This window comes from Rhizobium sp. R86522, assembly GCF_042466255.1.
Lineage (GTDB): Bacteria > Pseudomonadota > Alphaproteobacteria > Rhizobiales > Rhizobiaceae > Allorhizobium.
This window is the reverse complement of record NZ_JAXHBX010000001.1, coordinates 636,636-656,882: the sequence shown is the minus strand read 5'-3', so window position 1 is coordinate 656,882 and position 20,247 is coordinate 636,636. Positions and strand designations below refer to the sequence as shown.

Annotated in this window: 22 protein-coding genes; 19 read left to right on the top strand and 3 right to left on the bottom strand. The window is 61.4% G+C overall.

The annotated features are described in order from the left end of the window. Positions 1-107 precede the first annotated feature (107 nt). The 3 genes from SJY08_RS03085 to SJY08_RS03075 all read right to left on the bottom strand — a co-directional run bounded on the left by SJY08_RS03085 (position 108) and on the right by SJY08_RS03075 (position 4,612). Positions 108-944, bottom strand: a complete 837-nt coding sequence (locus tag SJY08_RS03085; protein WP_054148299.1) for an outer membrane protein — start codon at positions 942-944, stop codon at positions 108-110. A 231-nt stretch (positions 945-1,175) separates the two neighbouring features. Beyond that, positions 1,176-3,455, bottom strand: coding sequence for a methyl-accepting chemotaxis protein (locus SJY08_RS03080; RefSeq protein ID WP_377274664.1), 2,280 nt, complete (start codon positions 3,453-3,455; stop codon positions 1,176-1,178). A gap of 155 nt (positions 3,456-3,610) precedes the next feature. After that, the gene (locus tag SJY08_RS03075) at positions 3,611-4,612 is read right to left on the bottom strand and encodes an LLM class flavin-dependent oxidoreductase (protein ID WP_377274663.1); all 1,002 of its coding nucleotides are present in this window, start codon (positions 4,610-4,612) and stop codon (positions 3,611-3,613) included. Positions 4,613-4,764: 152 nt separating this feature from the next. Between SJY08_RS03075 and ruvC the strand changes: the two genes are divergently transcribed. From ruvC to ftsH, 19 genes are all read left to right on the top strand, one after another. After that, a complete protein-coding gene (gene ruvC, locus SJY08_RS03070; RefSeq protein ID WP_377274662.1) occupies positions 4,765-5,277 on the top strand; it encodes a crossover junction endodeoxyribonuclease RuvC in 513 nt (170 codons plus the stop codon). Between the two features lie 57 nt (positions 5,278-5,334). After that, entirely contained in the window at positions 5,335-5,586 is a 252-nt protein-coding gene (locus tag SJY08_RS03065) for an AbrB/MazE/SpoVT family DNA-binding domain-containing protein (protein ID WP_054148295.1), read from the top strand. A gap of 3 nt (positions 5,587-5,589) precedes the next feature. After that, entirely contained in the window at positions 5,590-6,006 is a 417-nt protein-coding gene (locus tag SJY08_RS03060; RefSeq protein WP_054148294.1) for a type II toxin-antitoxin system VapC family toxin, read from the top strand. Between the two features lie 16 nt (positions 6,007-6,022). Then, on the top strand, positions 6,023-6,640 hold the full coding sequence (gene ruvA, locus SJY08_RS03055; RefSeq protein ID WP_069043484.1) for a Holliday junction branch migration protein RuvA: 618 nt from the start codon (positions 6,023-6,025) through the stop codon (positions 6,638-6,640). Positions 6,641-6,734: 94 nt separating this feature from the next. Beyond that, on the top strand, positions 6,735-7,001 hold the full coding sequence (locus tag SJY08_RS03050) for an AbrB/MazE/SpoVT family DNA-binding domain-containing protein (protein WP_377274661.1): 267 nt from the start codon (positions 6,735-6,737) through the stop codon (positions 6,999-7,001). Further along, complete coding sequence (locus SJY08_RS03045; RefSeq protein WP_377274660.1) at positions 6,998-7,402, top strand: PIN domain-containing protein; 405 nt, start codon at positions 6,998-7,000, stop codon at positions 7,400-7,402. The genes SJY08_RS03050 and SJY08_RS03045 overlap by 4 nt, the downstream gene beginning before the upstream one ends. Continuing rightward, positions 7,399-8,439 carry a Holliday junction branch migration DNA helicase RuvB gene (gene ruvB, locus SJY08_RS03040; RefSeq protein ID WP_054148290.1) on the top strand — a complete coding sequence of 347 codons (1,041 nt, stop codon included), beginning with the start codon at positions 7,399-7,401 and terminating at the stop codon, positions 8,437-8,439. The genes SJY08_RS03045 and ruvB overlap by 4 nt, the downstream gene beginning before the upstream one ends. A gap of 4 nt (positions 8,440-8,443) precedes the next feature. Beyond that, entirely contained in the window at positions 8,444-8,953 is a 510-nt protein-coding gene (locus tag SJY08_RS03035; protein ID WP_377274659.1) for an NUDIX hydrolase, read from the top strand. Continuing rightward, positions 8,950-9,516 carry a DinB family protein gene (locus SJY08_RS03030; protein ID WP_377274658.1) on the top strand — a complete coding sequence of 189 codons (567 nt, stop codon included), beginning with the start codon at positions 8,950-8,952 and terminating at the stop codon, positions 9,514-9,516. The genes SJY08_RS03035 and SJY08_RS03030 overlap by 4 nt, the downstream gene beginning before the upstream one ends. A gap of 269 nt (positions 9,517-9,785) precedes the next feature. Then, positions 9,786-10,451, top strand: coding sequence for a hypothetical protein (locus tag SJY08_RS03025; protein WP_054148289.1), 666 nt, complete (start codon positions 9,786-9,788; stop codon positions 10,449-10,451). Positions 10,452-10,631: 180 nt separating this feature from the next. Then, positions 10,632-11,072, top strand: coding sequence for a tol-pal system-associated acyl-CoA thioesterase (gene ybgC / locus SJY08_RS03020; protein ID WP_377274657.1), 441 nt, complete (start codon positions 10,632-10,634; stop codon positions 11,070-11,072). Between the two features lie 246 nt (positions 11,073-11,318). Beyond that, positions 11,319-12,038: a protein TolQ gene (gene tolQ, locus SJY08_RS03015; protein ID WP_377274656.1), complete on the top strand. Its 720-nt coding sequence runs from the start codon at positions 11,319-11,321 to the stop codon at positions 12,036-12,038. A gap of 24 nt (positions 12,039-12,062) precedes the next feature. Next, positions 12,063-12,515, top strand: a complete 453-nt coding sequence (gene tolR, locus SJY08_RS03010; RefSeq protein WP_054148286.1) for a protein TolR — start codon at positions 12,063-12,065, stop codon at positions 12,513-12,515. A gap of 10 nt (positions 12,516-12,525) precedes the next feature. Then, positions 12,526-13,560 carry a hypothetical protein gene (locus SJY08_RS03005; protein WP_300889140.1) on the top strand — a complete coding sequence of 345 codons (1,035 nt, stop codon included), beginning with the start codon at positions 12,526-12,528 and terminating at the stop codon, positions 13,558-13,560. A gap of 21 nt (positions 13,561-13,581) precedes the next feature. After that, positions 13,582-14,886: a Tol-Pal system beta propeller repeat protein TolB gene (gene tolB, locus SJY08_RS03000; protein WP_054148284.1), complete on the top strand. Its 1,305-nt coding sequence runs from the start codon at positions 13,582-13,584 to the stop codon at positions 14,884-14,886. A 165-nt stretch (positions 14,887-15,051) separates the two neighbouring features. After that, positions 15,052-15,591, top strand: coding sequence for a peptidoglycan-associated lipoprotein Pal (pal, locus tag SJY08_RS02995; protein WP_054148283.1), 540 nt, complete (start codon positions 15,052-15,054; stop codon positions 15,589-15,591). Between the two features lie 162 nt (positions 15,592-15,753). Then, positions 15,754-16,752, top strand: a complete 999-nt coding sequence (gene ybgF / locus SJY08_RS02990; RefSeq protein WP_054148282.1) for a tol-pal system protein YbgF — start codon at positions 15,754-15,756, stop codon at positions 16,750-16,752. Beyond that, positions 16,752-18,077 carry a tRNA lysidine(34) synthetase TilS gene (tilS, locus tag SJY08_RS02985; protein WP_377274655.1) on the top strand — a complete coding sequence of 442 codons (1,326 nt, stop codon included), beginning with the start codon at positions 16,752-16,754 and terminating at the stop codon, positions 18,075-18,077. The genes ybgF and tilS overlap by 1 nt, the downstream gene beginning before the upstream one ends. A gap of 120 nt (positions 18,078-18,197) precedes the next feature. Next, a complete protein-coding gene (gene ftsH / locus SJY08_RS02980) occupies positions 18,198-20,129 on the top strand; it encodes an ATP-dependent zinc metalloprotease FtsH (RefSeq protein WP_054148280.1) in 1,932 nt (643 codons plus the stop codon). The last annotated feature ends 118 nt before the right edge of the window (positions 20,130-20,247 follow it).

Sequence of the window (20,247 nt, the reverse complement as noted above, 5' to 3'; positions counted from 1 at the left end):
TTGTCGCATGAGGAGAAATTTTTGTTCCGTCTGCGCCGCCACAGCGACGGGCTGAAACGCAAAAGGGCTGCCCTAAGGCAGCCCTGTGCATGATCGCGGAATGGATCTTACTTGTAGACAGGCAGCTCTGCCGGCGGCTGGTAGGCCACAGGCGTTTCGCAACCACCGAAGACATAACGCGCGCCAGCATGGACGCTGTGGCTGTTGAAGCCCTTGTCGTAGCCGGGGCCGCCGTTCAGAGCGTAGCCGAACATGTCGCCGCCGGCTGTGTGACGGAAGCGATAACCGACATCGGCCTTGACGTTGCAGGTTACATCGATCGAGGCGCCGGCCATCAGCTGATAGGCGAAGCGCCAGCTGCCTGCGCCGTGATGCTCGACGGTTGCGTCACAGTTGGACGAGTTGTTGTCCGCACACGAAGTGTTGCGAAGCTTGTCCCACTTTACGTAGGAACCGCCGATACCACCGCCAATATAGGGCGTGAAATACGCATAAGTGCCGAGGTCGACATAGGCGTTGGCCATCAGCGTGTAGGCGCGCATCGACGTGATGTCGCGCGAGGTGCATGCGGTCGAAACGCCGCAGGAGCCGCGGGTCGAACCGTTGAAGTCGGCCTTGGTCAGGTAATCAAACGTCAAGTCCGTGCGCAGATAGCTGTTGATCTGGTAACCGACACCGCCGCCGACCCAGAAGCTGTCCTTGATAGAGGACGTGGCGAAATCGACCTGGTTATTGTTGCTGCCCTGAAAATAGTTGGCGCCGCGCAGCTTGTTGAAGCTGTAGCCAAGATCGCCGCGCAGATACCAGCCTGAGGCTTCCGCAACGGCAACCTCGGGAGCATCGACATAAACGGGCTGCGGTTCAGGCTGATAGACATCGGCGGCGTAGGCGGCCGAGCTGGCAAGCAGTGCGGCCGTTGCCACGGCAAGAATGGTTTTCGTCATAACAGGATACTCCAAATCCCAGCGTTGTCGCGTCAGGCTGTCGCAGACCCAACATCCTGAATTGGGACAGATAATGGAGTGGAAAGGTTAAGTTCGGATTAACTACAGATCTTAACTTTAGACATTATCTATTTGCTTACCTTGATACTTGCCGCGAGACGTCAGGGCGAAAACAAAATGCGGCCCCGCAGGGCCGCATTTCAGTATCTCGCCGGTGTGTCCGCGGAATGCTCAGGCGGCGTGGCGCACCGAGCCGGAGCGCTCGGCCCCCAGGGTAAACAGCCCGAGCCGCTGGTCCATTTCCGCGGCCTCGCTCGCGAGACGATGGATGGCGGCAGTCGTCTCCTCGACCATGGCGGCATTCTGCTGTGTCATCGCATCGAGCTGGTTCACCGAGGTGTTGATGTCGACCAGCGTTTGCGCCTCTTCACGGGTGGACTCCATGATCTCGGCGATATGGCTGTTGATCGACAGCACATGCGAGCCGATACCATCAAGCGCATTGCCGGCCTTTTCGACCAGCTTCACGCCGTGATCGACCTCGCCGCGTGACTTGGAGAGCAGACCGGCGATCTCCTTCGCCGCATTCGACGACCGCTGGGCGAGCTCGCGAACCTCCTGCGCGACAACGGCGAAGCCCTTGCCGCTCTCGCCCGCACGCGCCGCCTCGACGCCGGCATTGAGCGCAAGCAGATTGGTCTGGAAAGCGATCTCGTCGATCACCGAAACGATCTTATTGATCTCCATCGATGATCCCTGGATCGCCTCCATGGCAGCGATTGTATCGCGCATGATGTGACCGGACATCGCGGTATCGTCGCGCGCGGCCCGGGCGATCCGCTCGGCTTCCTCGGCCCGCGCGATCTGTACCTTGACCGCACCGGTGATCTCCTGGATTGCCGTGGCAGCCTCCGAGATCGCAGCCGCCTGCCGCTCGGTCCGTTCGGCGAGCTGGTCGGCACCCGCCCGCATCTCCTCGGAGCCTTCACGGACGGCGACCGAATTACCGCCGATACCGCCAAGCGTGGCGCTCAGTGTCTCGATCGCCTTGTTGAAGTTGGATCGCAGCGCCTCGAGATCGGCCGGAAAACGGGATTCGATGCGGAAGGCGAGATCGCCCGCGGCCAGCCTGTCCAGCCCCTGATCGAGGGTTTCGACCACGTCCTGCAGGGTTCGAGCTTCGCTGTCGCGCTCTTCCATACGCTGGCGGCGTTCCTCTTCGGCGCGCGCCCGTTCTTCCCGGCGCTCGGCAGATTGCCGCTGCTGCTCGATCAGCGCCAGTCGGAAGCGTTCGAGCGCCCGCGCCATGCTGCCGATCTCGTCGCGCCGCTCCTGGTTCGCAACGGGATGCTCGATTTCCCCATCGGCCACAGCACCAGTAAAAGCGACAAGGCGCTCAAGCGGCGCGAACAATCGGCGCGTAAAGACCCAGGTCGCGGCGGCAAGCACGCCGAGCGCGATCAGGCCGGTCACGAACAGGATCGTCGCAATGCGGATCGAGCCGGCTTCGAGCTCCGCCGTTGTCAGGCTTTCCGTCACCACGAAGCTCTGGTCACCGAAGCCGATGCGCCGGCCATAGACCATGGCGGCACCTTCGGGACGTTCGCCGGACTGCACGGAAACGCCATCACCCGACATGGTGAAATCAGCCTTGATGTCGGTGAGTTTGCCGGAGGCATCAAGCGCGATCCCGGTCCCCTCGCCTGAAAGGATGGCGGCCTTCTGGCTGCTTCCGGCGACAATGCCCTTGGACAGAAGGTTCTCGAAGACATCGGCCTTCACCTGGAACATCAGGCTGCCCTTGTAACCACCGAGCTTGACGAAGGGTACGGCGAAATAAATGTCCGGGGCAGCCGGATCTGCACCCACCGACAGGCCGGAGAAGTTGACGCCGACGACATCGTCGACCGCTGCTGCCGCCGCCTGCGCCGACTGCTGGAACACGCGCCCGAGGTTCGTCGCGGCATAACTTCCCTCCGCGATATTTTCCCCGAAAGCAGCCCCCTTCCTGAAGGAGTAGATGACGTTGCCGTTCTGGTCGGCGATTAGCATGTCGCTGAAGCTCGTGCCTTCGAGATAGGCTCCAATCTGGGCCTGCGTGGTCTCGTGCGTCGAATAATAGAAGCCACTCGGACCCTCAGGCTTCAGCAGCTTCTCGCGCTCGCCGGGCGGATTGGGATTTTCCGTGACGAAGACCCGCTGCAGTTCGGCTTTCGCGTCGCCCGTGCTTTTGCTGATCGTGTTCCAACCGCTCTTCAGTCCGGTCATCGACTGCTGCAGCGTCTCGATCTTGGCGATGGAGGCCGCCTGGTTTTCCAGGGCCTGGAGCTTCTCCGTCAGCATGTCGCCGCGGAAGGTCAACATGCTGGTCATCGCCTTCTCGGTCTGCTCGCCGAACAGCGCACTGGAGCTGCGATAGGCAAAGACGTTGAGGAGCGCGACGGTGATGAAAGTCAGAACGAGAAAGACCGCAATGACTTTGAACGAAAGCGAGTGGATGCGAGCTGTCATGATTGTTGTTCCCCTGAGCAGCCCGGCCAGAAGACCTGCGCCCATAGTTCATGGCCTGCCAATTCGAGTCGGCAGGCTCCCCTTATGCGGGAACAATCACCCTTGGCGCTTAATCGGGGGTAAAGATCTCAGGCTAAACCCTGTAATCCAGGGGGTCAGGCCGTCTGTTCGACGCCCTGTCTGAGACCTGCAAACAGTTCGACAGACCGTAGACGGGCGTCAAGGTCATGCACCGGCGTCGAGACGATCACCTCGTCGGGACGGACCGCCGCGAGGAAGCGCTCCAGTTTGTCCGATGCCGTCTCCCGAGACCCGACGATCGCATAACGCAAGGTGTGCTCGACCCCGATGCGCTCGATATCGGTCCAGAAGCCCTCCATGGTATCGACAGGCCGCGGAAAAGGTCGCCGGATGTTGCGTCGCAGATTGACGAACTGCTGTTGTGCAGATGTGAAGAGATGCGACGCTTGCGCATCCGTCTCGGCGACGGCGGCCATGACGCCGACCATGACATACGGCTTCTGCAGGCCCGCCGAGGGCTGGAAGCGTTCGCGATAGATCTCGACGGCTTCGAGGAGCTGATCGGGCGCAAAATGCGAGGCGAAGGCATAAGGCAGCCCCAGCGCCGCGGCGAGATGCGCGCTGTAGAGACTGGAACCGAGGAGCCAAATCGGCACATGACTGTTCATGCCGGGCACGGCGATCAAACCGGCTTCTTCATCCGGAGTCCCGAGCAGCCGCTGCAATTCGATGATGTCATGGGGGAAGCTCTCAGCCCCCGCCTCCATGTTGCGGCGAAGTGCGCGTGCCGTGCGCATGTCAGTGCCCGGAGCTCGACCGAGACCGAGCTCGATGCGCCCGGGATAAAGCGCCTCCAGCGTTCCGAACTGTTCCGCAATCACCAGCGGCGAGTGATTGGGCAGCATGATGCCGCCCGAACCGACGCGGATCGTCTTCGTGCCGGCAGCGACATGCGAAATGACGAGCGCGGTTGCAGCGCTGGCGATACCGGGCATGCCATGGTGTTCAGCCAGCCAGAAGCGACGATATCCGTTTTTCTCGGCCACCTGGGCAAGCCGCCGCGACGCATCCAGCGCTTCGCGCACACTATGCCCCTCGGCAATGGGGGAGAGGTCGAGAATGGAAAACGGTATCATGTTGGCAGCCTTTGGTCTGTTAGACCTATCATGTAGGGAGAGCCGAACAGGCGCCCAAGAGGTGACGATGATAAATTATAATCACTTCGTTTGTTTTTGTTTTGTTCACATTTCAGTGGCACTCCTCCCCTGACCTGCACTAGGATTTGGCCATGACTTCAACGATTCGCATCATCGGCATCGATCCGGGCCTGCGCCGCTGCGGCTGGGGCGTGATCGAGACACTCGGCAACTCGCTGCGGTTCGTCGCTTCGGGTACGGTCACCTCCGACGGAGACATGGACCTCGCATCGCGCCTTTGCCAGTTGCATGACGGATTGGCCGAAGTGGTCCATGCCTACAAACCCGACGAAGCGGCCGTCGAACAGACCTTCGTCAACAAGGACGCGGTGGCCACCCTGAAGCTCGGTCAAGCACGTGGGATCGCCATGCTGGTCCCTGCCCGCGCCGGTTTGCCGGTTGCCGAATATGCCCCGAATGCCGTGAAAAAAGCCGTCATCGGCGTCGGCCATGGCGAAAAGGCACAGATCCACATGATGCTGAAGATCCTGATGCCGAAGGCCGAATTCAAGGGCAATGACGCGGCCGATGCCCTCGCCATCGCCATCTGTCATGCCCATAATCGCGGCGGTGATCGCATGCGAAAGGTGCTGGCCTCCACCTGATTTGTTCTTGACTTGTTCCGACTGTAAGATTTATTCTTACCTGATCGGAGGCGAGCCATGCGTGTGACATCAAAAGGTCAGGTAACCATTCCCCGCGATCTGCGTGAACTCATCGGCATCGAGCCGAATTCCGAAGTCGTGTTTACCGTCGAGGACGGCCGCTTGATGCTGACGCCGAAAAATGGAGCCGAGGCCCAGCAAGAAAAGACGCGGTTGGCAGGCCTGATGGAAGCATTGGCGCGACTGGAAGGGACCGGCGATCCGGAAATCAATGCAGACACGCTGATGCAGATGACCAGGGATCGCTGAACGATGGCTGTTATGGTCGACACCAACGTGCTGGTGGACGTCGCGGTGCGCGATCCAATATGGCTCGCCTGGTCGCGTGGCCAGTTGATGCGGCTGGCAAAAGACGAGCCGCTTGTCATCAACCCGATCATCTATTCGGAGTTTTCGGTACGATATTCCGATCGCGATGAAGTCGAGGAATTGCTTCCGCCGTCAGATTTCCACCGGGAAAACCTGCCCTGGGCAGCCGCTTTCGCAGCCGGCGTGGCCTTTCGCATCTATCGCCGCGCCGGCGTAGGACGTGATCGGGTTCTCCCCGACTTCCTCATCGGCGCCCACGCCGCGATCCGCAATCACAAGATCCTGACAAGAGACCCCAAGGGCTATCGCACCTACTTTCCCGACGTGCCCCTCATCTCCCCCGAAACCCATCCCCTGTAACGCGACGGACGCATCCATGATCGGCAAACTCAAAGGCACCATCGACGAAATCGGCGACGATTACGTCCTCGTCGATGTCCACGGCGTCTGCTACGTCGCGCATTGCTCGGCCCGCACCCTGTCGCGCATCGGCTCTGCCGGTGAAGCCGTCGTCCTGTTCATCGAGACCTATGTGCGCGAAGACCAGCTGAAACTCTTCGGCTTCATGAGCGCGCTAGAGCGCGAGTGGTTCAACCTCTTGCAAAGCGTGCAAGGTGTCGGCGCCAAGGTGGCGCTCGCCGTCCTCTCGACGCTCACCCCGTCGGAACTGGCGAATGCGATCGCGCTACAGGACAAGGCTGCAATCTCCCGCGCACCCGGCGTCGGCCCGAAAGTCGCGCTGCGCCTCGTCACAGAACTGAAGAACAAGGCACCCGCCTTTGCCGGCGAGGCCGCCGCCAATATCGGCCTCAAGCAGGAACTTGGCGAAGGCGTAGCCTCCGCCCCCGTCGCCGATGCTGTCTCGGCGCTCACCAATCTCGGCTATTCCCGCGATCAGGCTGCAAACGCGATCGCAGCAGCCTTGAAGAACGGCGGCGAAGGGGCTGACAGCGCCAAGTTGATCCGGCTGGGGCTGAAGGAGCTGTCGCGGTGATCACTCCGACAAAATTGATGCCTGCGGAAATTTCGAGTATAGTCGGAAAAATCGAAAAATGTCGGAGTGCTCGATGAAGGTCTGGGAAGCTACCATGTCGGCCAAGGGCCAGATCACTATTCCCAAGGAGATGCGTGAGCTTTTGAAGCTGAACCCAGGAGATCAGATGGTCTATAGCGTTGTCGGCGGAGAAATCGTCATCACGCCGAAGAACATCGACATGAAGGATCTGGCGGGTTTTCTGGGGACCCCGCCCAACGGGCGCGCGACATTGGAAGAGATTGACGAAGCGGTCATCCGGACGGCGGGCGCAAACGCGCTGCTCACCGGAGGCGACGATCCCTCGGACATCGCGGCATGACCCTGGTCGGCCTCGATACCAACATCGTTATCCGGCTTTTGACAAATGACGATCCTGACCAACGACGACTTGCCTTGCGTTTTGCCGAAGGGCTCGGGAAGGACTATCTCGCCTTTCTCCCACTGATCTGCGTATTGGAACTGGACTGGGCACTGCGCTCGCAACTCGGCTATTCGAGACGGTACGCATCAGCGGCCATCGCCAAGCTCCTGCAGGTTCGGGGACTGACGGTTGAAAGTCACGATCTGGTCGTCAAGGCGCTGCGACACGTCGAACAGAAAAACGCCGACTTTGCCGATGCCTTGATTGCGGCCCGATCTCTTCAAGAAGGCTGCGCCTCCATAAAGACCTTCGACAAACGCGCCGCCTCCCGCGTGCCCGGCATGGAACTTCTCGCATGAACACAAACAACCCGATCCTGACGCCGGAAAAGCGTGGCGAAGACCTGGACGCGGCGCTGCGCCCGCAGACGCTCGACGACTTTACCGGTCAGGCCGAGGCGCGCGCCAATCTGAAGATCTTCATCGAGGCGGCGAAGAACCGGGGCGAGGCACTGGACCATGTGCTCTTCGTTGGCCCTCCCGGTCTTGGCAAGACGACGCTCGCCCAGATCATGGCCAAGGAGCTCGGCGTCAACTTCCGCTCGACCTCCGGGCCCGTCATAGCCAAGGCCGGCGACCTCGCGGCCCTTCTGACCAATCTCGAAGAGCGCGACGTGCTCTTCATCGACGAAATCCATCGCTTGAGCCCCGCCGTCGAGGAAATCCTCTATCCGGCCATGGAGGATTTCCAGCTCGACCTGATCATCGGCGAAGGCCCGGCAGCCCGGTCGGTGAAGATTGACCTGTCGAAGTTCACGCTGGTGGCCGCAACCACGCGCCTCGGCCTTTTGACGACCCCGCTGCGCGACCGTTTCGGCATCCCTGTCAGGCTGAATTTCTACACCGTCGAGGAACTGGAATCGATTGTCCGTCGCGGCGCCCGGCTCCTTAACCTGCCGATGACCGAGGACGGCGCCCGTGAAGTCGCCCGCCGCGCGCGCGGCACGCCACGCATCGCCGGTCGCCTGCTCCGCCGCGTCCGCGACTTCGCCGAAGTCGCCCGCGCCGAGGCCGTCACTCGCCAGATCGCCGACGAAGCCCTGACGCGGCTCAATGTCGACAATATGGGCCTCGACCAGCTCGACATGCGCTACCTCTCGATGATCGCCGTCAATTTCGGCGGCGGCCCCGTCGGCATCGAGACCATCGCCGCTGGCCTGTCTGAACCGCGCGACGCGATCGAGGACATTATCGAGCCCTACATGATCCAGCAGGGCTTCATCCAGCGCACACCACGTGGTCGCGTGTTGACGGCCACCGCCTGGAAGCACCTCGGCATGACCCCGCCCAAGGATCTCGAGGCCGCGCAATTCCGGCTGACGCTTGAGGATGACTGAACCCGTGTCGAAACGCACCCTGGTCACCATCAAGGACGGCAAGCGGCGCTTCAATCATCGCATAGCGGGCCTTGCCTTCCGCGACGGCCATGTGCTGGTCCACCGCGCAACGCATGAGACCTTCTGGACCTTTCCGGGCGGTCGGGCAGAGATCGGTGAGACCTCGTCTGAGACGCTGGTGCGTGAAATGCAGGAGGAGCTGGGTGTGACCGCAGAGGTCCGCGAGCTGCTCTGGATCGTCGAAAACTTCTTCGACTACGAACAGAAGGCCTGGCACGAACTCGGGCTCTACTATCGGATGGAGGTCCCCGAGGTCTTCCCCTTTCATGCGACCGACATCATCCATCGAAACGAGGACGGCAAGAATAGCCTTGAGTTCAAGTGGGTGCCGGCCACGCGGGATGCGCTGATCGCACTCGACATACCGCCCTACTTTATCGCCGACGAGATCGAGAACCTGCCGACATCTCCAAAACACATCGTCTGGCACGACGGGGATCTCGACCGGTCATGAGCGCCCTTCGCTTCGTCCGCAAGCTCGCCTATGCCAACATGCTCGCCAATGATCGCCTGCATGAGGCAGTTTCGCAGCTGGAGGCCGGAGAATTCGAGGCACCCCGCACGAGCTTCTTTCCCTCGCTCGTCGCGACACTCAATCATATCCTGATCATCGACTGGTTCTATGTCGACGCGCTTGAAGGCGGTGATCTTGGCCCGAAGGCATGGGCCGATCAGATCCCGTTTCCGGACCGGACCGAACTCCGCGCAGCGCAATTGGCATCCGACCGGCGGCTGCTCGCCTTTTGTTTGGCCCTGAATCATGAAAACCTCGACCGCCCTGTGAGTATTCACCGCGGAGGGCGCATCCAGGTGGAGCGCTGCGACGACGTGCTCTCCCACCTCTTCCAGCACCAGACCCATCATCGCGGCCAGGCGCATGCCATGCTGGCTGGCACAAGCATCAAGCCACCACAGATCGATGAGTTCATCGTCGCCGATGACGCGGCAAGTCGTTCGGATGTTCTTCAGCGTCTCGGGATAACAGAAGCGCAGGTCATGAACCCGGGCGAAGTCTGACAACGCGGTCGCAACGGATCTGCGGGGCGCGTGCATCAGACAATCTGCATATCATAATGACGCCACATGCCAGCCCCTTTTCCGTCCATATACGCCAGTAATGAGGCGGCGGACCTAAGGTTAAGTGCGGCCCCTTAAGTCGACGCAATGCGTAATTCCTGAATTCACAGTCAGCATACGCCCGGCGTTTGCGGAAATGGTTCCGCACGTCTGTAAAACTGGACAGAAGGAGGAAGTGGGGGCCTCGCAGAACCTGAAGGATTCCCGTTATGGGCCTCATGTACCTTATCGATACTTTACGCCTCGATCCCGTCGCATCCATCAAGACGGGGTTGCGCATTGTCCACTTCATAGGCCTTGCCTTGGGCCTGGGAGCGGCAACCGTTCTCGACCTGATGATCCTGAAGTTTTTCCTAAAGGGCAAGGTGACGAGCGACCAGTGGAACGTCTTCCATTTCGGTTCCCGCATCGTCAATGCCGGCTTGATCCTCCTGTGGATTACAGGCCTTGGCTTTCTCGCCTATTACAGCGCCTTCGATCCGATCCGGCTCGAGAATGAAAAGGTCTGGGCCAAAATGACGATCGTCCTCATCCTGACGATCAACGGGGTCTTCCTGCACATGGCCGTACTCCCCAAGGTAAAAGCGCAGATCGGGCGCTCGCTGCTCGACGGAATGTCGACCGGACAGCGCAGCCTGTTCTTTGCCTCAGGCGCCCTGTCGGCCACCTCCTGGTACGTGCCCCTGCTTCTCGGGGCGATGCCGCAGCTCAATTTCGTCGTCCCGATGACGACGATCCTGCTTGCCTATGCACTGCTGCTCACGCTGGCCTTGCTGGCGACGCAGCTCATGCTTCTGGCGCTCGGTGACGACCAGCGATCCGAACACCCATCCAGCCTGCGCGATCGGTCGGAACCCGTCATGGGGCTTGCCTGATCAAGACTGAAACGGAAGGCCGGCGCTCAAGGGCCGGCCTTTCTATCTGGCCCAAGCGGACAGCCCAGGCAGACGCGATCCTGGTTTGCGAAGCGCCGCCACTTTCTGCTATGCGCCTTAAGATAAAATCACCGGGGCAGGCACCAAGCAGTGCACGCCCATGCAGGACCAGGGACGGCAATGTCTTCGATGGAAATATCGCTCTCCGGCAGACTGACAGCAGACGGCCATCACCTGACCCAGCGCGTCTACTATGAAGACACTGACTTCTCCGGTGCCGTCTATCATGCCCGTTACCTCCATTTCATGGAGCGCGCCCGGACCGACTATCTGCGCTGCCTCGGCGTCGAGCAATCGACCCTTTTCGAGACATCCGACGAGGGCCTCGCCTTCATGGTTCATCGGATGGAAATCGACTTCAAGGCCCCTGCCCGCATGGATGACATCATCACTGTCGTAACGCGAACGGAGAAGGCCGGGGGCGCCAAGATGATCCTGCAACAGGAGGTCCGCCGCACGGATCAGTTGCTGATCGCGGCAAAGGTCGTGATCGCTGTCGTCAATCGCAACGGCCGCCCCAGACGCCTGCCGGACGATCTCGCCAGGCAGTTCCTCACCTGACTTCACAAAGCCCTGAGCGAGCTCTGCGGTAACCCCTTTTTAACCTTAATCGGGTCTTACTCGGAGGCTGGAAGTTTGTGCATCGCACGCCTTCCTTTGACCAAATTTTCATACCAGAAGCACTCTGGGAGCTAAGGCGGGAAAAGGGTTTCGGCGGCTGCGACCGCAAACATTTTCCACCAGTAGAGCTCATGTCACCGCCCGGTCCAACCCACCGGGCGTTTGGATTTCGGGGAATTGAAGGCGATGGAACAAGTTGGAATGGCTGCAGCAGCGCATGATGTGAGCCTTTGGGGCCTCTTCATGCAGGCAGGCCTGATCGTCAAGCTGGTCATGATCGGCTTGGTGGCCGCCTCCGTCTGGACCTGGGCAATCGTCATCGACAAGTATGTGAGCTATGCCCGCGCGCGACGCCAGTTCGACCAGTTCGAACAGGTCTTCTGGTCCGGCCAGTCGCTGGAAGAGCTGTATCGCACGCTTGCCGAGCGCAGCAACACCGGCCTTGCCGCCATCTTCGTCGCGGCAATGCGCGAATGGAAGAAGAGCTTCGAGCGCGGCGCCCGTTCACCGATCGGCCTGCAGATGCGCATCGACCGCGCCATGGATGTGACCATGGCACGCGAATCCGAAGCGCTCGAATTGCGCCTGTCGTCTCTGGCCACCATCGGTTCGGCCGGCCCCTTCATCGGCCTTTTCGGTACCGTAATCGGTATCATGACCTCCTTCCAGGCAATTGCCGGCTCGAACAATGCAAGCCTTGCAGTCGTCGCCCCCGGTATCGCCGAAGCACTGCTCGCAACCGCCATCGGCCTGATCGCCGCTATCCCGGCCGTCATCGCCTACAACAAGTTCTCCGGTGAGGCCGGCAAGCTCGCATCCCGCATGGAAGGCTTTGCAGACGAATTCTCGGCCATCCTGTCGCGCCAGATCGACGAGAAGCTGCAGCCGCGCCAGGCAGCACAGTAAGGCCCGGAAGGCAGGAGACGCATCATGGGTATGTCGGTTGGATCAGGGAGCAAGGGTGGCGGACGCCGCGGACGGCGGGGCGGCAAGCGCGCGCTCGTGAGCGAAATCAACGTCACGCCCTTCGTCGACGTCGTCCTCGTTCTGCTGATCATCTTCATGGTCGCAGCCCCGATGATGACCGTTGGCGTGCCGATCGACCTGCCGCAGACCCAGGCCCAGGCGATGAGCAGCGAAAATCAGCCGATCACCGTCTCGGTCAATCCCGCCGGCGAGATCTATCTGCAGGAAACGGCGATCCCGATTGAGGAAGTCGTCCCGAAACTGCAGGCGATAGCCACCACCGGCTACAGTGAACGCATCTTCGTGCGCGCCGATACCGCCGCCACCTACGGCATCGTCATGCAGGTCATGGCGCGGATTTCGGCCGCAGGTTTCACCAATATTGGTCTTGTGACCCTGCAGGAACAGCAGAACTGATCGGACGGACATGAAGGGCAGCCTCTTCACATCCTCGCTTCTGCACACTCTGGCGCTCTCGGCGGCGCTGGTGAGCCTCGGCTCGCCCGCAAAACTCGAATTTGCCCCCATGGAAACGCTCCCGGTCGATATCGTTCCGATCGAGGAGTTCACCCAGATCCAGAAGGGTTCGACAGACGCGCCGCTGGCGGAGAAATCCGCACCCGTGCCGACCCAGAAGCCGGCGATTGCCGAGCCGGCCGAGAATATCGGCGACAACGACGTCGATCTGAAATCACCACCCACTCCCTCCAAGCGTCCGGTCGAACAGGAAGTCGCGGCCGCGCCGAAGAAGGTCGAGACACCGGCGCCGACGCCTGATCCAAAGGCGAACGAGGTGAAGGAAGTGGTTAAGGAAGACACGGCCCCGCCGCCAGAGCCGGAACCCCAGCCCACTGAGCCCCAACCCGCGGAAGAAGCTGTAGCCGAAGAGATCCCCCTGCCCGAGCAGGCGCCGATCCCGGCTGCGCGTCCGAAGCCCGAGATCGCCAAGCCGGCGGAAAAGAAGCCGGCGCCCAAGCCTGATGCCAAGCAGGACACCAAAGCGCAGGAAACGGCGAAATCCAAACCGCAGATGGAAAGCGACTTCAACGCCGACGAAGTGGCAGCCCTTCTCAACAAGACGGATGCTGCCGGCGGTGGTGCGAAACGCTCCACCGATCAGGAAGCACTCGGCGGCCGCAGCGATACAGGCGGCTCGAAACTGAGCCAGAGCGAACTGGACGCGCTGCGTGGCGTCATCCAGGACAACTGGCTGATCACGCCGGGTATGGCGGATGCCGCCGACGTGCGTGTCCGCGTCACCTTCCGCCTCGACCAGAATGGCGCCCTGATCGGCGAACCAGAGGCGACTGCCACTGGCGGTTCGCCCTCGGCCCAACAGGTCCTCATGAGCGGCGCCGTGCGCGCCGTGCGCAAGTCCGCCCCCTTCACCAATCTGCCCCCGGACAAATACGACGCTTGGTCTGAAGTTGTCGTCAATTTCGACCCCAGCGAACTGATGTAAGAGCTGAAAGGCTTGATAAGCATGAAAACTCTCCTCCTCCGAATTCTGCTGGTCTGTGCCGGCATGGCATCTGCCTTCGTGGCGCCTGCAAACGCAGCCGTTGAAATCAACATCAACCGCGGCAACGTCCAGCCGCTGCCGATCGCCATCACCGACTTCATCTCGGCAGACGGCATCGGCGCGCAGATCTCTGCGGTCGTGGAAGCCGACTTGAAGCGCTCGGGCCTCTTCGCCCCGGTCAACCGTGCCGCTTTCATCGAGCGGATCCAGAACCCTGACCAGGCACCGCGCTTTCCCGACTGGACAGCCCTGAAGGCCGAGGCCCTGGTGGTCGGCCGCATCGTGCGTGAACCCGATGGCCGCCTGCGCGCCGAATTCCGCCTCTGGGATACCTTCGGTGGCCAGCAGATGACCGGCCAGCAGTTCTTCACCGATCCGAAGAACTGGCGCCGCGTCGCCCACATGATCGCCGACGCGATCTATGAGCGCATCACCGGCGAAAAGGGCTATTTCGACACCCGTGTCGTCTTCGTCTCGGAGAGCGGCCCGAAGACCGACCGCAAGCGCCAGCTGGCCATCATGGACCAGGACGGCGAGAACATCCGCATGCTGACCAACAGCAACGACATCGTCCTGACGCCGCGCTTCTCGCCGAGCCGCCAGGAAATCACCTACATGTCGTTCGAAGGCCAGCAGCCGCGCGTCTATCTCCTGCAGCTGGAAACCGGCGCCCGTGAAGTCGTCGGCAATTTCCCCGGCATGACCTTTGCGCCACGCTTCTCTCCCGATGGCCAGCGGGTCATCATGAGCCTGCAGCAGGACGGCAACGCCAACATCTACACGATGGACCTGCGCTCGCGCACCACGACACGCCTGACGAATACGGCCGCGATTGACACATCGCCGTCCTACTCGCCTGACGGAAGCCAGATCGTCTTCGAAAGCGACCGTGGCGGCCGCCAGCAGCTCTATGTCATGGGTGCCGACGGCTCCGGGCAGCGTCGTATCTCCTTCGGTGACGGTTCCTACTCGACACCGGTATGGTCGCCCCGCGGCGATCTGATCGCCTTCACCAAGCAGTCCGGCGGCAAGTTCTCGATCGGCGTCATGAAGACCGACGGTTCTGGCGAGCGCATCCTGACCACGGGCTTCCACAACGAAGGCCCGACCTGGGCACCGAACGGCCGCGTGCTGATGTTCTTCCGCCAGAACGCTGGCGCTGGTGGCCCGCAACTCTACTCGATCGACCTCACCGGCTACAACGAGCAATTGGTGAAGACGCCATCCTTCGCCTCTGACCCGGCCTGGTCGCCGCTGATGGAATAGTGACTGGAAAGAGGCGCATTTGCGCCTCTTTCTCGCCTCAAAGGCCCTGCAATTGCACTGTTTCCGACGAGAATTAACGCTTCGTTCACCATAATTGTTGGAAGCCGGTTAACCGCGATTGGTTATGCTCCGGCAACCCTAACAGAGAATTCAAGGAGACCGGCGATGAGCCGCATTCATTCCCCGGCCAAGAGCCGCCTGCAGAAGATGGCAACCAATCCGGCCATGGTCGCATTTGCCGTGGCCCTCGCTCTTGCCGGCTGCGCCAACAAGAAGAACCTGCCGAACAGCGCCGGCGAACTTGGCCTCGGCGCCGGTGGCGCTGGCGCCGCCACCCCGGGCTCTGCCCAGGACTTCACCGTCAACGTCGGCGACCGCATCTTCTTCGACACCGACTCGACCGCCATCCGCGCCGATGCCGCCCAGACGCTCGATCGTCAGGCACAGTGGCTGCAGCGTTATCCGAACTACGCAATCACGATCGAAGGTCACGCCGACGAGCGCGGCACGCGCGAATACAACCTCGCACTCGGTGCCCGCCGTGCAGCGGCAACCCGCGACTACCTCGCACAGCGTGGCGTTCCGGCTCAGCGCCTGAAGACCATTTCCTACGGTAAGGAACGTCCGGTCGCGGTTTGCGACGACATTTCCTGCTGGTCGCAGAACCGCCGCGCCGTCACCGTTCTGGGTGGCGCCGGCATGTGATCCGGTTCACACCGGCATCACCAGAGCTTGAAGGCGGCCCTTGGGCCGCCTTTTACATTTCTCCATACTTTGGCCGAACTTGGTTGCTTTTTGCAGGCAATTGGGAAAACTCCTGTCGGCGCTGGTTCGGCGCAATTCGTCGCGAAAACAGGAAGAAGGAACATGAACAAACTTGTGATGGCCGCTCTGCTTGCGACGGCCTCGCTGACGGGACTGAGCGGAACTGCAAACGCATTTCAGCTGTTTCCGAATGTCCAGCTCGGCCAGAAAGCTGCGCCCGGGCATACGCCGAAGGCCGAAGTCCAGTTCGCTCAGGCGACGGATCCGACTTTGCGTGTCCAGCAGCTTGAGGAAGAAATCCGCGCCCTGAACGGGCGGATCGAGGAAATGACCTTCCAGCTTCTGCAAATGCAGGAAGCCATCCGCAAGCAGCAGGAAGACAACGAATTCCGCTTCCAGGATCTCGAAAAGAAGAGCGGCTCGCTGACCCGTCCTGCGAACGGCGACGGACAGCAGGATTCGGTTGCTGAAATCATCACCGAAACCCCGGACGTCGGCGTAACCGCCGACGCTTCCGGTCTCGGCCAGTCGCCAGGCACGGCACCCGGCGAACAGACGCTGGGCTCCATTGCGCTCGACGAAAACGGAATGCCCGTAACGGCCACGCTCAATCAGGATGCATTGAACAACAGCTCGACCGCCCTGCCCGGCGTCGATACCGGCGTCACGGCACCCTCGGCGACGCCGCAGTCCGCGCCGCAGCAGACCGCCTCGCTCAATTCCGAGAGCGACGTCTACCAGATTGCCTATGCCCATGTGCTGTCAGGCGACTATTCGCTGGCCGAAAGCGAGTTCCGCGATTTCATCGCGGCCTATCCGAGCAGCGCGAGAATCGCTGATGCCAATTTCTGGCTCGGTGAAGCGCTCTATTCTCAGGGCAATTACAACGAAGCGGCCAAGACCTTCCTCAACGCCCATCAGACCTACAACACCTCGCCGAAGGCGCCCGAGATGCTGCTGAAGCTCGGCATGTCGCTCGCCGCCCTCGACAATAACGAGACGGCCTGCGCAACGCTGCGTGAAGTCTCCAAGCGTTACCCCAAGGCTTCCCGCGCCGTCGTCTCCAAGGTTGCGAGCGAGCAGAAACGCCTCGGCTGCTGATGAGCGCCCCCCTCGCGGCAGGCTCTTTACTGCCCGAACTTACGCCCGAAGCCGCGATCCAAAAATTTCTCGTCTCGCTCAGCCGTCCCATGCGCCTTCTCGTTGCCGTATCCGGTGGCAGCGATTCGCTCGGACTTCTCTTGTTCCTGAAGCGCGCGATCGACGGGCAGACCTATCCCCACCGCCACACACTCTCCGCCGCAACCATCGATCATGGCCTGAGGCCGGAAGCTGCCGACGAGGCCGGCGAGGTCGCGGAGCTCTGCCGAGAACTCGGCATCGAGCATCGGATCGAACGCTGGACGGGCAACAAACCGGGGAGCGGCCTGCCCGCTGCCGCTCGCGCAGCGCGTTACCGGTTACTCGCGCATGCAGCAGGCAACCTCAAGGCCGATGCGATCGTCACCGGCCACACGCTGGACGATCAGATCGAGACCGTGGCCATGCGCGCGGATCGCTCTGCAGACGCAGTCCTCGGTCTTTCCGGCATGGCGCCGGCTACGCTTTGTGCCGGCCACCTCTGGATCCTCCGCCCGTTTCTGCGCACACGTCGCACAGCGATCCGCAGCTGTCTTGAGGCCGATGGCCGGAGCTGGATCGATGACCCGAGCAATGACGACCCCCGCTACGAGCGGGTCCGGACCCGGCGCGCGGCTCAGACACTCGATGCAGCAACGATCGACGCTGCCGTCGGACAAAGAACATCGCTTTCGGCAAAAGCGGCAGACTGGCTGAAGCGCCATGCGACTGCTGGCCCCGCAATGCTGGTGAGCGTGTCGCTGGATGCCTCCAGACATTTGGAGAAAGGGATCCGCGATCATGCCCTCGGCGCACTCGTAGCCGTGCTCGGCGGCAAGCTGCATCGTCCTGGTGCCGACAGCCTCGCGCGGCTCAGCCTCAAACTGGACGAAGGCTCGGATTTTCGCCTGACCCTGTCGGGTACCCTGGTCATTCGACTGCGCGACCGGCTCCATCTCGTGCGCGAAAGGCGCGGTCTTTTGCCGCTGTCGCTTGCGCCCGGTGCGACCGGCATCTGGGACGGCCGCTACACAATCGTGAATTCGAGCGGCAGCGAGATCACGGTTACGGGCGGTCCGGCACCCACAATCGATCGCACCTTACCCGGCTCGATCCGCTCTGCACTGCAGGAAAATGCACCACAAATCATTGAAAACAAAGAGGTTCGAGATACTGGGGGCGCCGCCGTGACGATAACCCCGCGGCTCTCGCTCTATGCCGACTTCATGCCCTGTTTTGACCAGCCATTGGCCGACATGATTGCCACGTTGATAGGCGTGGATCCGAGCCCCGCATGTCCGATTTAAGACTTATTGACGGAAAACGATCTGCGACGCCCCGTTTGCCTTGGCAAGGATGCGGCGCGATCCTATGTTAGAGAGTAATTCTGCGGGGCTTCGTCCCGCACCACAGGTTCGGGGAGTTCAATGAACCCAAATTTTCGCAATTTCGCGCTCTGGGCGATTATCGCACTGTTGCTGATCGCGCTCTTCAGCATGTTCCAGACCTCGCCGTCGCAGACGGCCTCCAGCGAGGTTCCCTACTCGCAGTTCCTCCGCGAGGTGGATGCGGGGCGCGTGCGTGAAGTGACGGTCACTGGCAACCGCGTTCTGGGCAAGTATGTCGAGTCTGGAACGGCGTTCCAGACCTACGCACCCGTGGTCGACGACAACCTGTTGACCAAGCTGGAAGCCAAGAACGTCATGATCGTCGCCCGCCCCGAAACGGACGGCTCCTCCGGTTTCCTGAGCTATATCGGCACGCTTCTCCCCATGCTGCTGATTCTCGGCGTCTGGCTCTTCTTCATGCGTCAGATGCAGGGTGGCTCCCGCGGTGCCATGGGCTTCGGCAAGTCCAAGGCGAAGCTGCTCACCGAAGCGCATGGCCGCGTCACCTTTGATGACGTGGCTGGCGTTGACGAAGCCAAGCAGGACCTGGAAGAAATCGTAGAATTCCTGCGTGACCCGCAGAAGTTCCAGCGTCTCGGCGGCAAGATCCCGCGCGGCGTGCTGCTCGTAGGCCCTCCGGGCACGGGTAAGACGCTGCTCGCCCGCTCGGTTGCCGGCGAAGCCAACGTCCCCTTCTTCACCATTTCCGGTTCTGACTTCGTCGAAATGTTCGTAGGCGTCGGCGCAAGCCGCGTCCGCGACATGTTCGAACAGGCCAAGAAGAATGCGCCCTGCATCATCTTCATCGACGAAATCGACGCCGTCGGTCGCCATCGTGGCGCCGGTCTCGGCGGCGGCAACGACGAACGCGAGCAGACGCTGAACCAGCTGCTGGTCGAGATGGACGGCTTTGAAGCCAACGAAGGCATCATCCTGATCGCCGCGACCAACCGTCCCGACGTTCTCGACCCTGCTCTTCTGCGTCCGGGCCGTTTCGACCGTCAGGTTGTCGTGCCGAACCCTGACATCATCGGCCGCGAGCGCATCCTCAAGGTGCACGCACGCAACGTGCCGCTGGCCCCGAATGTCGACCTCAAGGTTCTTGCACGTGGTACGCCCGGCTTCTCCGGTGCGGATCTGATGAACCTCGTCAACGAAGCCGCCCTGATGGCCGCCCGCCGCAACAAGCGTGTCGTCACCATGTCGGAATTCGAAGACGCCAAGGACAAGATCATGATGGGCGCGGAACGTCGCTCCTCCGCCATGACCGAAGCCGAAAAGAAGCTGACTGCCTATCATGAAGCCGGCCACGCCATTACCGCTCTGCAGGTACCGGCAGCCGACCCACTTCACAAGGCGACCATCATCCCGCGCGGCCGTGCTCTCGGCATGGTCATGCAGCTCCCCGAGGGCGACCGCTACTCGATGAGCTACAAGTGGATGGTCTCGCGCCTCGTCATCATGATGGGTGGCCGCGTCGCTGAAGAACTGACCTTCGGCAAGGAGAACATCACTTCGGGCGCCTCCTCCGACATCGAGCAGGCAACCAAGCTGGCCCGCGCCATGGTCACCCAGTGGGGCTTCTCGGATGTCCTCGGCCAGGTCGCCTATGGTGAGAACCAGCAGGAAGTCTTCCTTGGTCATTCGGTCTCGCAGTCGAAGAACGTCTCGGAATCGACCGCTCAGAAGATCGACATGGAAGTGCGTCGCCTGATCGACGAAGCCTATACCGAGGCCCGCCGCATCCTGACCGACCACCACGATGCATTCGTAGCGATCGCCGAAGGTCTGCTCGAATACGAGACGCTCTCGGGCGAAGAGATCAAGGCCCTCATCCGCGGCGAGAAGCCGTCCCGCGACAGCGGTGACGACAGCACACCGAGCCGTGGCTCCGCCGTGCCCTCGACCGGCCGCAAGGACGCACCGAAGGGTGGCGAACCGGAAGGCGGGCTGGAACCCCAGCCGCACTGATCGGACGCGATAGAGATCAAGCGAAAGGCCACTCCTCACGGAGTGGCCTTTTTTGTATGCAACGGACCTTGGCCGCAAAATCCGGTGGATGACCCTTCCGGCAGTAACGGCATGTAAT